A 14737-nucleotide genomic window follows, 5' to 3' on the forward strand; every position below is an offset into this window, starting at 1 on the left:
GTTGGAGCGAACATGACGTTGGAGCGAACATGACAGTGCCGGCCGCTATGCCTGTCGGTGCGACCACCGAGCACTGCGAGGCGGTACTGGACGAGATCGAGCGCGTGGTGGTGGGTAAGCGCGCCGCGCTCACGCTCATCCTCACCGCCGTTCTCGCCCGCGGACACGTGCTGATCGAAGACCTCCCGGGACTGGGTAAGACACTGATCGCCCGGTCGTTTGCCGCCGCCCTGGGGCTCGAGTTCACCCGAGTGCAGTTCACCCCGGATCTGCTGCCGGCCGACTTGCTGGGCGCGACCATCTACGACATGCAGTCGGGTCGCTTCGAGTTCCGCCGCGGGCCGATCTTCACCAACCTGCTGCTTGCCGACGAGATCAACCGGACCCCGCCCAAGACCCAAGCCGCGCTACTCGAGGCGATGGCGGAGGGGCAGGTGAGTATCGACGGTCAAACCTACAAGTTGCCAATGCCTTTCATCGTGTTGGCGACCGATAATCCGATCGAATACGAGGGCACCTACCCGCTGCCGGAGGCGCAACTGGATCGGTTCGCGATGCGGCTGGAGCTGCGCTACCTCTCCGAGGAAGACGAAACCGCGATGCTGCGCCGGCGTCTCGACCGCGGATCCGCGGAGCCGATCGTCAATCAGGTGGTCGACGCGCACGATCTGCTGGCGATGCGTGAGTCGGTCGAGCAGGTCACCGTGCACGAGGACGTCCTGCATTACGTGGTGTCTCTGGCCACGGCGACGCGGCGCCATCCGCAGGTCGCTGTCGGCGCCAGCCCGCGGGCCGAACTCGATCTGGTTCAACTTGCCCGGGCCCGCGCACTGCTGCTCGGCCGCGACTACGTGATACCGGAAGACGTCAAAGCGCTCGCCCCCGCAGCGGTCTCACACCGGATCACGCTGCGCCCGGAGATGTGGGTGCGAAAGATCCAAGGTGCCGACGTCATCGCGGAGCTGTTGCGGAGGTTGCCGGTACCGCGTACGAACAGCGGTAAAGGCTCGGCGTGAGCGAAGCTCGCGAAGTCGAGTTCCGCTGGCGTGCATCACAATTGACGTTGGCCATCGCTACTTGCGCCGGAGTTGCGTTGGCTGCAGCGGTCATCGGTGGGCGTTGGCAGTTGATTGCGTTCGCGGCGCCCCTGCTCGGAGTGCTGTGTTCGCTCAGCTGGCAGTATCCGGTCCCGACCGTCCGAGTCCATGCTGACCCCGATTCGCAGCGGTGCTTCGAGGATGAAGAGGTGCGGGTAAGTATCTGGGCCACAACGGAATCAGGGTCTGGGTCGATCGAGCTCACGGTCTCCGCGGTCGACGGAATGGAACTGGAAAACCTCGAATCCAAGGAGCCGCAAGCGAAAGCGGTGTCCGCACTGGCACACCGCTGGGGGCGGTATCCGATCCGGGTACATGTCGATGCTCGTGCGCGCGGCGGTTTGGTCCGGGGGACCGGGACTGTCGACGTCGCCGACGTCATTGTTTTCCCCCTGACGCCACCGCAGTCGACCACTATTCCGCAGACCGAGTTGCTCGACCGCTTGGGTGTCCACCTCACTCGTCATATCGGACCGGGGGTCGAATACGCCGACATCCGGCCTTATGTGCCCGGCGACCAATTGCGGTCGGTGAATTGGTCGGTCAGCGCGCGCCGTGGCCGACTGCACGTGACGCAGCGGTTGACCGACCGGTCCGCCGACGTGGTGGTGCTGATCGACACCTACCGACAGCCGGCCGGCCCGGCCACCCAAGCTACTGAGCGCATCGCCCGCGGCGCCGCTCAGGTGGTGCAGACGGCGCTGCGCAACGGCGACCGCGCCGGGATCGTTGCGCTCGGCGGCAACCATCCTCGTTGGCTCGGCGCCGACATCGGTCAGCGCCAGTTCTACCGAGTCCTGGACACCATGCTGGCTGTCGGCGAACGATTCGAAGACACCACCGGCACATTGGCGCCGCGCGCCGCAGTGCCCGCAGGGGCGATCATCTTCGCGTTCTCCACCCTCCTTGACACCGAATTCGCCTTGGCCCTGACCGATTTGCGCAAGCGCGGTCACGTCGTAGTGGCGGTGGACGTTATGGACAGCAACCCGTTTGAGGGCGAACTCGATCCGCTGGTGGCCCGGATATGGAAGCTGCAACGTTCCGCAATGTATCGCGACATGGCCACCAGTGGTGTGGATGTGCTGTTGTGGCCGGCAGACGGGCCATTGGAGCACGCGATGGCGGCACTGCCGGATAGGCGTCGCCGCAGGCGCGGTCAGTTACAGGCGCGGCACTAGATGTCGACTTCTACACAATCCGGGAGCCGGGTCGTTTCGGTGATTTTTGGCCTGCTGATGGTGGCACTGGCCACCTTTGGAGCGGGCGGCCCTGCGCTGATCGTGGCTGCGGCCGCAGTGCTGGCCGTGGGTTTTGCGACGGTATTTCGCGCCGCGGCAACGGTTGCGGTGTTGTTGTCAGTGGTCGTGATGGTGGTGTCGGAACCGTCGAATGTGCTTGCCGCGCTGTCCGGACTGTGCGCCGCGGCCTACCTGGTGTGCCGGCACCTGGCTGAGGCCGGCTCGGCCGCCGTTACCGACAATTGGCCGACAATTGTTGCCGCGGTTGGGTTCACGTTCGCCGGGCTGGTCTCAACGGCTTTCCCGCTGCAGCTGCCGTGGTTGCCGTTGGCCGCTCCGCTGGCGGTGCTGGCGATCTACGTGCTCGCGACCCGGCCATTTCTTGGGCGGTCGTAACTCAATGCGCCGGCCCCGGTCTTCGGCCCATCCTGAACAAATAAGACCGAAACCGGCGCATGGCCAGTCCCATCGAGCTAGGCAATATCCGCAAGCTCCTTGGTTTTCAGCGTGGTCAACCGGGTGCCGCCGTTGGATGGTTGCCCTTGCTGAGCCTGGCCGCGTCGGCGGCGCAGCAATGCGTCCACCGACCACGGGCCCGGTCCGACAATCATCAAGAACATCGCCGTCAGCAACTGGGCATACTCTGACCGCACTTCGTGCAACACGGCAGCAAAGCCCGTCTGAGGAGGTACCGGCGGCAGCGGTAGGGGCGACACCCCGGCAAAGATAGCGATCTTGGTCGAGAGCATTGCCACGATCATCTCCACGATGAACGGAATCGTGATGAACCGGGTGAACAGCCCCATTATCAACAGGATTCCGCCGACAATCTCAAGCACACCAGTAAAATTGGCGCTGAGCTCGGGGAATGGAATTCCTATCTTGGTGAAGCGCCCGACGCCCTGGTTCGGGAAGACGAACTTCAAGACGCCTTCCCAGAGAAACACCGCGCCGACCATCAGTCTGATCAAGACCGTTGCCTTGGGTGCATTCATTGGGGGGTTGGCGAGCCAGCGCCATAGATTTGCGATCACGGTAGTCCTCCAACGGAAAGTTTGTGCGGACCCGTCCAGTGCGAGTCCCGGCATTACATAGGGGCGGGGGTTACACACCGCCGCGACCGATCACGCAGCGGAGCGCTATCGGGCGGGCTCGCTGTCGAATTCGGCTGTGAGCTCAGGGCTACTTGTTTGAGCAGCGGGGTGGTCGAGCTGGAATATATCCGGACTACAGTCCGTTTGTGCTCATGGCACGCCGGAACTGCCGGCCCCCCATTCAAGGAGACAACACTCATGACCACATCAGTTGCCAGCGAGTTGAGCACCGGGACCTGGGCAATCGATCCCGTCCACTCATCGATCGCGTTCTCGGTACGCCACCTGATGGTGAGCAAGGTGCGTGGCACATTTACCGACTTCTCCGGCGCAGTCGTCGTCGCCGAAGACGGCACGCCTTCGGTGTCGGCAGAGATCGCAATCGACTCGATCGCAACCGGAAACGGCCAGCGCGACGCGCACCTGAAGTCGGGTGACTTCTTCGGTGTTGAGCAGTTCCCGACCGCATCATTCGTATCCTCGCAGGTGCGCCCGCAGGGCGATCACTACATCGTGGCCGGCGACTTCACCCTCAGGGGCGTCACGCGGCCAGTCGAGCTCACTCTGGCGTTCAACGGCGTCAACCCCGGCATGGGCCACGGTGCGGTCGCAGGATTCGAGGCGTCGGTGGTGTTGAACCGCAAAGACTTCGGCATCACCATCGACATGCCATTGGACGCGGGCGGCGTGGTCGTCGGGGACGCCGTCACCGTCACCCTGGAGATCGAGGCGCTCAAGCAGTCCTGACGCCCGTCCGATCCGTCGCGGGCGCGCGCCTGCTGGGCGACCCGGCGCGAGCGCGCGCCCTCGCTTCGGGCGACCGTGATCGAAGCCGGTGTCAGTGCAGCAGGATGGCAGCGTGCTCGGCCAAGTCCAGCACCGGCTGCGGGAAGATCCCGAGCACCACTGTCGCCAAGGCGCACAACGCGATTGCGATCTTGCTCAGCACGCTGGGATTCATCACGTGCGGTGTGTCGTCGTTCCCCTCGGTGAAGAACATCAGCACGATCACCCGGACGTAGAAGTAGGCGGCGATGCCGCTCGAGATCACACCGATGATGACCAGCGGAACCGCTCCGCCCTCGGCGGCGGCCCTGAACACCGAGAACTTACTGATGAAGCCGCTCGTCAGCGGGATACCCGCAAACGCCAACAGGAACATCGAAAGCATCACTCCCACAATGGGAGAGCGCTGACCCAGGCCCGCCCAGTGCGACAGTTTGGCGTCCTCGACGCCCTCGGAGTTGCGGATAAGGCCGACGATCGCGAATGCGCCCACCGTGCTGAAACTGTAGGCCACCAGATAGAACAAGGTCGCTGACAGACCGGCAGTGTTGTCCGCGATCACGCCGGTGAGAATGAACCCGACGTGGGCGACCGACGAGTAAGCGAGCATCCGCTTGACGTCGGTCTGGTTCACGGCGGTGATGGTGCCGACCGTCATGGTCAGGATGGCGATGCCCCACAGCACAGGACGCCAGTCGTGGTGTAGTGGCGGAAGCGCGACGTAGACCACCCGCAGCAAGGCACCGAACGCTGCGACCTTGGTAGCCGCCGCCATGAAACCGGTGATCGGGGTCGGTGCTCCCTGATAGACGTCGGGGATCCACGAGTGGAACGGGACCGCGCCGACCTTGAACAGCAGACCGACCGCCAGCAAGGCGACGCCGACCAACGCCATCGACGTATCGCTTTGTCCCGTCAGCGAATCACGGATTCCGCTCAAGGTGAGTGTGCCGGTGGCGCCGTACAGCAACGCAACACCGTAGAGGAAGAACGCCGACGAGAACGCACCCAGCAGGAAGTACTTCAGTGCGGCTTCCTGCGATCCCAACCGGCGGTGCCGGGCCAGCCCGCACATCAGGTACAGCGGCAGCGAAAGGACTTCCAGCGCAACGAACATCGTCAGGAGATCGTTGGAAGCTGGGAACACCAGCATGCCGCCGACCGACAGGGTCAACAGCGGGAAGAGTTCGGTCTGGGCGGCGCCGGCGCGTTCGGCCTCGTGCTCGACATCGCTGCCGGGCACTGAGGAAGCTTGTGGCGTAAAGGCATCCAGGCCCGCGAAAGCCTTGCTCTTCGCACCGGAGGTCGCTGCTACCTGGCTGCGTTCGGCGACAAAGATGACCGCCAGCACCGACACCAGGATCACCGTGCCCTGCAGGAACAACGCCGGACGATCGATGGCCATCGCGCCGAGCACCGTGCGGCGGCCTTCGGCCGGAAGTTCCCGCGCCACCACGACGACAGCGGCGAACGCCGCCGCCAGTCCGGCCAGGGCGAGGATCACTTGTGCGCTATAGCGAAGGCCGCGCGGCAGAAACGCTTCGAACAGCACGCCGACGATCGCGATGCCGAAAACGATGAACATCGGTGACAGCAGGAAGTATTCGACGCTGGGGGTAGGCAAGGTCATCGGTGCGGTCCTTCGGCTTGCCGGGGCGCGGTCCGCGCTTCTGGGCCGCGAATCGGCACGGTGGGCGCGGGATCATGCTGACCGATAGTGATCATGGTGTTCTCGACGGCAGGGTTGATGATGTCCAGCACCGGCTTGGGGTAGACCCCCAGCACGAACAGCAGCGCGATTAGTGGTGCAACGACGATCATTTCGCGGCCCACCAGGTCTTTGAACTTCTCGTTGCCCTTGGCCACCGGCCCGGTCATCACGCGCTGGTAGAGCCACAGCATGTAGATGGCCGCCAGCACGAGTGCGGTAACCCCGAACGCCGCCGCAATCCAGTAACGATTGAAAGTGCCCAGCAGCACCAGGAATTCGCTGATGAACGGGGCCAGGCCGGGCAGCGATAAGGTGCCCAGGCAGGAGATCAGGAAGGTGCCGGCCAGGATCGGGGCCACCTTCTGCACGCCACCGTAATCCGCGATGTTGCGGCTGCCACCGCGGGAGACCAGGAATCCGGCGATCAGGAACACCGCCGCGGTCGAGATGCCGTGGTTGAGCATGTACAGCGTTGAGCCGCTCTGGCCCTGGGTGGTCATCACGAAGATGCCGGCGATGATGAAGCCGAAGTGCGAGATCGAGGTGTAGGCGATCAGGCGCATCATGTCGGTCTGACCGATCGCCACAATCGCGCCGTAGATCACGCCGATGATGGCCAACGTCACGATCACCGGACGGAAATACGCTGAGGCGTCAGGGAACAACTGCAGGCAGAAGCGCAGCATGCCGAAGGTGCCGACCTTATCCATCACCGCGGTGATCAACACGGCGGTCGCCGGCGTGGCCTCCACACAGGCATCGGGCAGCCAGCGGTGCAACGGCCACAGCGGGGCCTTGATCGCGAACGCGAACATGAAGCCCAGGAACAACGCCTTGAACACGGTCGGGTCGACGCCCGCGTAGCGGCCGGCCTTGATGTCGTTGACGATTCGGACGAAGTCGAAGGTGCCGTCGCCGTGCTGCGTGGTGACCACATACAACCCGATCACCGCCGCGAGCATGATCAGCCCGCCGAACAGGTTGTACAGCAAGAACTTCACCGCGGCACGCGAGCGGTCCTTACCCTGACCGAAGCCGCCGATCAGGAAGTACATCGGGATCAGCATGGCCTCGAAGAACACGTAGAACAGCAGCACGTCCAGCGCGATCACCGAGATCAGCACCATCGACTCGATGGCCAGCGTCAACGCGACGTAGGCGTGCACGCCACGCGGGTTCTTTTCGCCGCCGTCGTTCCAGCCTGCGACCAGCAGCAGCGGAATCAACACCGTGGTGAGTATCACCAGGATCAGCCCGATACCGTCCACGCCCAATGTGTAGCCGGCACCGAAAGCCGGTATCCACGTGCGCTTTTCGGTGAACTGATAGGTGTCCCCGCCAGCCTTGAAACCGGTCGCGACGACGAGTGACACCGCCAGCGTCAGGATGCTGACCGCCACACCGGTCCACTTGGCCACCTGGCGCAGGCCCGGCGGCAGCAGAATGATCAACACCGACCCGGCCAGCGGCACCAGCCACAGCACACTCAACCACGGCACGCCGGAATTCACCACAGGTTCACCGCCAACAGCGCGCCGGCCACCAGGGCCGCACCCACCAGCATGGACAGCGCGTAGTTACGGGCGAAGCCAGTCTGCATGCCTCGCAACCGATCCGACGTCCGGCCTACCAGCCCGGCCAGCGCGTTGACCGAGCCGTCCACACCGGCATTGTCGACGGCGACCAGCCTGTGCGTCAGTTGCGCACCGGGGCGCATGAATACCTCCTCGTTGAGGGCATCGCCGTAGGCGTCGGCACGTGCGGCCGTCGTCAGCACCGAGACCTTGGCCGGGGCCACCCGTGGAATCTCGACCTTGCCGCCGTACTTCGTGTAGGCGACCACGACGCCGACGGCGACGACCGCCAAAGCCGCGGCGCTGACCGCCCAGGCCGGAATCCCGCCGGCTGCTTCTTCGTGGGCTCCGACGACGGGTTCGAGCCAATGCTGCAGAGACTCGCCATAGGTGAACAGGAAGCCGGAGAACACCGAGCCGAACGCCAGCAGGATCATCGGCCCCGTCATCAGTGCGGGCGATTCATGCGGGTGCGAATCCGGAGCCCAGCGCTTCTGGCCGAAGAAGGTCATCAGCATGACGCGGGTCATGTAGAACGCCGTGATGCCCGCGCCCAGCAGCGCTGCACCGCCGAGCACATAGCCGCGGACGCCGCCGGCACCCAGCGCCGCCTCGATGATGGCGTCCTTGGAGAAGAAGCCGGCAAACGGCCATACCCCGATGATCGCCAGGTATCCCAGCCCGAAGGTGGCGAAGGTGATCGGCAGGGCCTTGCGCAGGCCGCCGTAGCGGCGCATGTCCTGCTCTTCGTGCATGGCGTGGATGATCGACCCGGAACCGAGGAACAGGCCGGCCTTGAAGAAGCCGTGAGTGAGCAGGTGCATGATCGCGAAGGGGTAGCCGGCCGGGCCGAGGCCGGCGGCCAGCACCATGTAGCCGATCTGGCTCATGGTGGAGGCGGCCAGCGCCCGCTTGATGTCGTCCTTGGCGCAGCCGATGAACGCCCCGAGCATCAGCGTCACGGCGCCGACGATGACGACGCCCAACTGCGCGCCGGGCGCCAGGTTGAATACCGGGTTGGACCGCACGATCAGGTACACACCGGCGGTCACCATGGTGGCCGCGTGGATCAGCGCCGACACCGGGGTGGGGCCCTCCATCGCGTCACCCAGCCAGGCCTGCAACGGCACCTGCGCCGACTTGGCGCAGGCACCCATCAGCAGCAGCAATCCCATCGCGTTGAGCACGCCCTGGCTGGCGGCGGGCGCGCCGGCGAATACGCCGGCGTAGGACACGGTGCCGAAGGTGGCGAACATCAAGAACATGGCCAGCGCCAGGCCGGCGTCCCCGACCCGGTTCATCACGAATGCCTTCTTGGCCGCGGTGGCTGCGGAGGGCTTGTGGTACCAGAATCCGATCAGCAGGTAGGACGCCAGACCGACGCCCTCCCAGCCGACGTAGAGCAGCACGTAATTGTCGGCGACCACCAGCAGCAGCATCGAGGCCAGGAACAGGTTGAGGTAGCCGAAAAACCTGCGGCGATCCGGGTCTTCGGCCATGTAGGCGATCGAGTAGATGTGGATCAGCGAGCCGACGCCGGAGATCAGCAGTACGAAGGCAATCGACAACTGGTCGATCTGTAAACCGAAGTCGACCTGAAACGCGCCGACGGGTATCCAGCTGTACACCGTCTGGTGGATCGCCCGGTCCTCACCGCTGCGGCCCAGCAGTTCCGCCAGAAGCGTCGCGCCCACACCGAACGCGGAGAGGGCGGCGAGGGTGCCCAGCCAGTGGCCCCAGGCGTCCGTGCGCCGACCGCCGAACAGCAAGATCGCGGCACCCGCCAGTGGCAGGGCCACAAGCAGCCAGGTGTAGTGAATCATCTTGGCGTTCTCAGCCTTTGAGTAGGTTCGCGTCGTCGACCGACGCAGATTTGCGGGCACGGAAAATCGTCATGATGATCGCCAGGCCGATGACGACCTCGCACGCGGCGACCACCATGGTGAAGAACGCGATCATCTGACCGTCGAGCTTGCCGTGCATGCGCGCGAACGTGACGAAGGCCAGGTTGACCGCGTTGAGCATGAGCTCGACACACATGAACATGACGATCGCGTTCCGCCGCAGCAGCACCCCGGCGGCCCCGATGGTGAACAGCAGCGCCGAGAGGTAGAGGTAATTGGCCGGATTCATGACGTGATGCCCTTGACTGCTTCGGCTGAGGGAGCTTCGAGGCCGTCGGCTCCGCGGGTACGCAGGATCTTCGACACCGACAACTCCGAATACGAACCGTCGGGAAGCAATGCCGCCACATCGACGGCGTTGTGCCGCGCGTAGACACCCGGGTTGGGCATGGGAGTGGGGTGACCGCCGGGAAGGAAGCGCTCCTCGGAGAGCTCACGTTGGGTCTTGCGGCGTTCGAACCGCTCGCGGTGGGCCAGGATCATCGCGCCGACCGCGGCGGTGATCAGCAGCGCGCTGGTCAGTTCGAATGCCCACAGGTAGCGCGAGAAGATCAGCGTCGCCAGTCCCTCGACGTTGCCGTTGGCGTTGGCTGCGGCCAAGCCCGAGAAACCCCCGGCCGCTGCGTTGCCGATCCCGGCGATCAGCAGGATGCCGAATCCGACTCCGGTCGCCACGCCGGCGACCCGCTGTCCGCGCAGGGTCTCTTTGAGCGATTCCGCGTTGTCCACGCCGATGAGCATCAGCACGAACAGGAACAGCATCATCACCGCGCCGGTGTAGACCACGACCTGAACGACGCCTAGGAACAGCGCGTCCTGGGCCATGTAGAACACCGCCAGGATCAGCATCGTCATCGCCAGGTACATCGCCGAGTACACGGCGTTGACGGCCAGCACCACGCCCAGCGCTCCCACCAGCGCCAGAGTGCCCAGCACCCAGAACATCACTGCTTCGCCGGTGGAGGTGTGGGTGATCGGCGCTGCGGCCATGTTCGACGCCACGGACGTGGCAAAGCTGGAGGCAAGCACTGCGGTCACCGGCCGTCCCTGGCTTCCAGAACTTCGCGCAAGCCCGCTGAGGTGATGTTGCCCAGGTAGTAGTCCTTATCGGTGGAACCCTCCGCCCTGGGATGCGGCGGTGCCAGCATGTCCTGCAGCAGCGGGGCCAGCAGGCGATCCTTCTCGTAGATCAGATCGGCGCGGTTGTCGTCGGCCAACTCGTAGTCGTTGGTCATGGTCAACGCCCGGGTGGGGCAGGCCTCGATGCACAGACCGCAGCCGATGCAGCGCAGGTAGTTGATCTGGTACACCCGGCCGTAGCGTTCGCCGGGTGAGAACCGCGCCTCGTCGGTGTTGTCCGCGCCCTCGACGTAGATCGCGTCGGCCGGGCAAGACCAGGCGCACAACTCGCAGCCGATGCACTTCTCCAAGCCGTCCGGATACCGGTTGAGCTGGTGGCGACCGTGGTAGCGCGGCGCTACCGGGCCGGGCTTCTCCGGATATTCCTCGGTGATGTTCTTTTTGAACATCGACCCGAACGTCACGCCGAATCCGGCCAGCGGATCCCACAAACGTCGGAGGATATTAGCCACGTGCCTTCTCCTTGCTCGCACCAACTGGCTGTTCGATTTTCTGCCCGATCGCCTTCAACGGCAGCGGCGGTGTCGGGAATACCGATTGGGCGCGGCCGGGGAGAGGGGGGTTTTCGGCTTGCTGCTTGCGAGCTCGCCTTGCTTTGACCCGCGGACTGGCCACGCTGAACGGTTTCTTCAGCGTCGCGATCAGCGCCGTGGCGACGACGAGACTGCTGATCACGAGCACCGTGGTCCAATGCTCGTAGCCCTGGTTGCGTAGCTGGCGGACGACGGCGGCGATCATGATCCACACCAGCGACACGGGGATCAGCAGCTTCCAGCCCAGCGCCATGAACTGGTCGTAGCGGAACCGGGGCAGGGTGGCGCGCAGCCAGAAGTAGATGAACAGGAACGTCCACATCTTGGCGGTGAACCAGAGCACCGGCCACCACCCGCTGTTGGCGCCCTCCCACAGGTTGATCGGCCAGGGAGCGTGCCAGCCGCCGAAGAACATGGCCGCGGCCAGCGATGACACCGTGAACATGTTGACGTACTCGGCCAGCATGAAGATCGCGAATTTCAGCGACGAGTACTCGGTGTGGAAGCCGGCGACCAGTTCGCCCTCGGCTTCCGGCAGGTCGAAGGGTGCCCGGTTGGTTTCGCCCACCATCGAGATCAGATAGATCACGAACGACGGCAGCAACAGGAACACGTACCAGACCCGGTCCTGGGCGGCCACGATTTGCGACGTCGACATGGTGCCGGCGAACAGGAAGACCGCGGCGAAGGACAGGCCCATCGCCACCTCGTAAGAGATGACCTGCGCGGTCGAGCGCACCCCGCCCAGCAGCGGATAGGTGGAGCCCGACGCCCAGCCGCCCAGCACGATCCCGTACACCCCGATCGCGGACAGTCCCAGGATGAACAACACCGCGACCGGAGTGTCGGTCAGCTGCAAGGGCGTCCAGTGACCGAACACCGAAACCTCGGGGCCGAACGGGATGAAGGAGAACGCGGTGAACGCGGGAATCGCCGAGATGGCCGGCGCTGCCATGTAAACGAACCAGTCGACACCCTTCGGCGTGATGCTTTCCTTCAGCGCCAGCTTGATGCCGTCGGCCAGGCTCTGCAGGGTGCCCCACGGTCCCGCCCGGTTGGGGCCGGGCCGCAGCTGCATCCAGCCCAGGATCTTGCGCTCGGCCAGAATCGCGACGAGCACGTTCAGCATCAAGAACACGAAGATCGCCAGTGCCTTGCCCAGCACCAACCACCAGGGGTCGTGGCCGAAGGCGCCCAGTCCGGTCATTCGCCCGCTCCGATCTCGACGCTGATTTTCACCAAGCTGTTGATCGTCACGCCCAACTCCTGGTGCACCGCCGAACCCGGTGAGTTCAGCGGCAGCCACACCACCCGGTCAGGCATGTCGGTGACGTTGAGCGGCAACGTGATCGAGCCGCGCGCCGAGCTCACCGTGACCGCCTCGCCGTCGCTGGCACCGATCTCGGCCGCAGTACCGGGTGACAACCGCGCCACAGGCTTGCGCGCGGTGCCGGCCAGATGCGGTTCGCCGTCCTGCCCGCGCCCGGAGTCCAGCAGCAGGCGCCAGCCCGTCAGCACCGCCTCGCCGGCCTCGGGGTGTGCGGCGGCTGCGGCGTCGACCTCGGGGGTGGCAGAGCGCTCGCCGTCCCAGGTGCCCAGCGCCGACAGCTCCTCGCGGGCCGTTTCGACGGTGCTGCAGCCCAGATGGATGCCCAGCTCGTCGGCCAGCGTGTCGAGGACCCGGTGGTCGGACTGCGCGGCCTGCAGGCTGCTGCCGTGGAATGCGGGCTCGAACCCGCGGTAGCGGCCTTCCCAGTTGACGAAGGCGCCGGACTTATGGGTGGTCGGCGCCACCGGGAACACCACGTCGGCCCGCTCGGTGACGGCACTGTGCCGCAGTTCCAGGCTGACCACAAACGGCGCGGCGTCGAGTGCGGCCAGCACCGCGTCGGGGTCGGCGAAGTCGCCGGGTTCGATGCCGCCCACCAGCAGCGCGCCGAGCGTGCCGTCGGTGGCGGCGGCGAGGATTCCGTCGGCGTCACGACCAGGCGTGGACGGCAATTCGTCGACGTGCCATGCGGCCCGAACCTGCGAACGTGCGGTGTCGTCGGCGGCGGGACGGCCACCTGGGAGCAGCCCGGGCAGTGCCCCGGCCTCCAGTGCACCGCGTTCGCCGGCCCGCCGGGGAACCCAGGCCAGCCGTGCGCCGGTCGCGTCCGCCAGTCGAGCGGCGGCGGACAATCCGCCGGGCACCGTGGCCAGGCGTTCGCCGACCATGATCACCGCACCGGGTTTGCTGAGCAGATCGCCCACTTCACCGGCGGCCAAGCCGTCCAGCGCAGCCGGTTCGGCACCGGGAGCGGTTTGCAGCAACTGACCCGACATCTTCGTCAGCGCACGAGTTTCGAAAGGCGCGATGGCGTAGACCGGAAGGCCGTTCTTGCGTGCGCCCTTGCGCAACCGCAGGAACACCCCCGGCGCTTCGTCTTCCGGCTCGAAGCCGACCAGGACCACCACCGGCGCCGACTCCAGGTCGGAGTAGCTGACGGTGACCGGGCGGCCCGCGATGTGCGCCGCCAGGAAGTCAGCCTCCTCGCTGGAATACGGGCGGGCGCGGAAGTCGATGTCGTTGGTGTTCAACACAATTCGCGCGAACTTGGAATACGCGTAGGCGTCTTCCCAGGTGCCCCGGCCACCCACCAGCACGCCGGTATTGCCGCGAGCCGCCTGCAGGCCCTGCGTCGCCGTCACGATCGCGTGTGACCACGACGCCGGCTGTAGTGAACCGTCAGCGTCCCGGATCAGGGGAGTGGTGATGACGTCCCGTTGGGTCGCGTACGTGAAGGCCCAGCGGCCTTTGTCGCACACCCATTCCTCATTGACCTCGGGGTCGTCGCCGGCCAGGCGGCGCAACACCTTGCCGCGGCGGTGGTCGGTGCGCTGCGCGCAGCCCCCCGCACAGTGCTCGCACACGCTCGGGCTGGAGACCAGGTCGAACGGGCGGGCCCGGAACCGGTAGGACGTCCCGGTCAGCGCACCCACCGGGCAGATCTGCACGGTGTTGCCGGAGAAGTAGGAGTCGAACGGTTCGTTGGCGTAGATGCCGACCTGCTGCAGCGCGCCGCGTTCCTGCATGTCGATGAAGGGATCGCCGGCGATCTGCTCGGAGAATCGGGTGCACCGGGCACACAGGATGCAGCGCTCGCGGTCCAGCAGGACCTGCGAGGAGATGTTGATCGGTTTGGCGAAGGTGCGCTTGGTCTCGTTGAACCGAGATTCGGCGCGGCCGTTGGACATTGCCTGGTTCTGCAACGGGCATTCGCCGCCCTTATCGCACATCGGGCAGTCCAGCGGGTGGTTGATCAGCAGCAGTTCCATCACGCCGTGCTGGGCCTTGTCCGCGGCGGGTGAGGTGAGTTGGGTGCGCACCACCATGTCGGGGGTGGCGACGATGGTGCATGACGCCATCGGTTTGCGTTGCCCCTCGACCTCGACGAGGCACTGCCGGCACGCACCGACCGGGTCCAGCAACGGGTGGTCGCAGAACCGGGGGATCTGGATGCCCATCAGTTCGGCTGCCCGGATCACCAATGTTCCCTTGGGAACACTGATTTCCTGGCCGTCGATAGTCAGCGTCACCGAGTCGGGAGGGCGAATCTCATTGCCGTCTTCGGGGCCCGTCTTGTTGGCCGCGTCAGAAGTCGTGGTCATTCAGCG

At 65.4% G+C, this 14737-nt stretch carries 13 protein-coding genes; 4 read left to right on the forward strand and 9 right to left on the reverse strand.

What is annotated here, in order from left to right:
- The first annotated feature begins 29 nt into the window (after positions 1 to 29).
- From ACZY1I_RS04070 to ACZY1I_RS04080, 3 genes are read left to right on the forward strand one after another with little or no spacing between them, the layout of a single operon-like run.
- A complete protein-coding gene (locus tag ACZY1I_RS04070) occupies positions 30 to 1016 on the forward strand; it encodes an AAA family ATPase (protein ID WP_463752970.1) in 987 nt (328 codons plus the stop codon).
- On the forward strand, positions 1013 to 2278 hold the full coding sequence (locus ACZY1I_RS04075; RefSeq protein WP_463752971.1) for a DUF58 domain-containing protein: 1266 nt from the start codon (positions 1013 to 1015) through the stop codon (positions 2276 to 2278). The genes ACZY1I_RS04070 and ACZY1I_RS04075 overlap by 4 nt, the downstream gene beginning before the upstream one ends.
- Positions 2279 to 2734: a hypothetical protein gene (locus ACZY1I_RS04080; protein ID WP_463752972.1), complete on the forward strand. Its 456-nt coding sequence runs from the start codon at positions 2279 to 2281 to the stop codon at positions 2732 to 2734.
- A 77-nt stretch (positions 2735 to 2811) separates the two neighbouring features.
- On the opposite strand, the gene ACZY1I_RS04085 is transcribed toward ACZY1I_RS04080, so the two are convergent.
- Positions 2812 to 3333 carry a DoxX family protein gene (locus ACZY1I_RS04085; protein WP_463753502.1) on the reverse strand — a complete coding sequence of 174 codons (522 nt, stop codon included), beginning with the start codon at positions 3331 to 3333 and terminating at the stop codon, positions 2812 to 2814.
- Between the two features lie 297 nt (positions 3334 to 3630).
- On the opposite strand from ACZY1I_RS04085, the gene ACZY1I_RS04090 reads away from it, so the two are divergent.
- Positions 3631 to 4179: a YceI family protein gene (locus ACZY1I_RS04090; RefSeq protein WP_463752973.1), complete on the forward strand. Its 549-nt coding sequence runs from the start codon at positions 3631 to 3633 to the stop codon at positions 4177 to 4179.
- Positions 4180 to 4270: 91 nt separating this feature from the next.
- Here ACZY1I_RS04090 and nuoN read toward each other — a convergent pair whose 3' ends face one another.
- The 8 genes from nuoN to ACZY1I_RS04130 are packed head-to-tail and all read right to left on the reverse strand — an operon-like array spanning position 4271 to position 14731.
- Positions 4271 to 5848, reverse strand: coding sequence for an NADH-quinone oxidoreductase subunit NuoN (gene nuoN / locus ACZY1I_RS04095; protein WP_463752974.1), 1578 nt, complete (start codon positions 5846 to 5848; stop codon positions 4271 to 4273).
- On the reverse strand, positions 5845 to 7440 hold the full coding sequence (locus tag ACZY1I_RS04100; RefSeq protein WP_463752975.1) for an NADH-quinone oxidoreductase subunit M: 1596 nt from the start codon (positions 7438 to 7440) through the stop codon (positions 5845 to 5847). Before ACZY1I_RS04100 ends, nuoN begins: the two co-directional genes overlap by 4 nt.
- The gene (nuoL, locus tag ACZY1I_RS04105; protein ID WP_463752977.1) at positions 7437 to 9326 is read right to left on the reverse strand and encodes an NADH-quinone oxidoreductase subunit L; all 1890 of its coding nucleotides are present in this window, start codon (positions 9324 to 9326) and stop codon (positions 7437 to 7439) included. Before nuoL ends, ACZY1I_RS04100 begins: the two co-directional genes overlap by 4 nt.
- A gap of 10 nt (positions 9327 to 9336) precedes the next feature.
- Positions 9337 to 9636, reverse strand: a complete 300-nt coding sequence (gene nuoK / locus ACZY1I_RS04110) for an NADH-quinone oxidoreductase subunit NuoK (RefSeq protein WP_205876874.1) — start codon at positions 9634 to 9636, stop codon at positions 9337 to 9339.
- Positions 9633 to 10397 carry an NADH-quinone oxidoreductase subunit J gene (locus ACZY1I_RS04115; RefSeq protein WP_463753503.1) on the reverse strand — a complete coding sequence of 255 codons (765 nt, stop codon included), beginning with the start codon at positions 10395 to 10397 and terminating at the stop codon, positions 9633 to 9635. The genes nuoK and ACZY1I_RS04115 overlap by 4 nt, the downstream gene beginning before the upstream one ends.
- Before the next feature lie 44 nt (positions 10398 to 10441).
- Complete coding sequence (gene nuoI / locus ACZY1I_RS04120) at positions 10442 to 10999, reverse strand: NADH-quinone oxidoreductase subunit NuoI (protein ID WP_463752978.1); 558 nt, start codon at positions 10997 to 10999, stop codon at positions 10442 to 10444.
- The gene (nuoH, locus tag ACZY1I_RS04125) at positions 10992 to 12278 is read right to left on the reverse strand and encodes an NADH-quinone oxidoreductase subunit NuoH (protein ID WP_463753504.1); all 1287 of its coding nucleotides are present in this window, start codon (positions 12276 to 12278) and stop codon (positions 10992 to 10994) included. The genes nuoI and nuoH overlap by 8 nt, the downstream gene beginning before the upstream one ends.
- A 5-nt stretch (positions 12279 to 12283) precedes the next feature.
- Positions 12284 to 14731, reverse strand: a complete 2448-nt coding sequence (locus tag ACZY1I_RS04130; RefSeq protein WP_463752979.1) for an NADH-quinone oxidoreductase subunit G — start codon at positions 14729 to 14731, stop codon at positions 12284 to 12286.
- Between the last annotated feature and the right edge of the window lie 6 nt (positions 14732 to 14737).

Source organism: Mycobacterium sp. IDUB_37 (assembly GCF_055419245.1).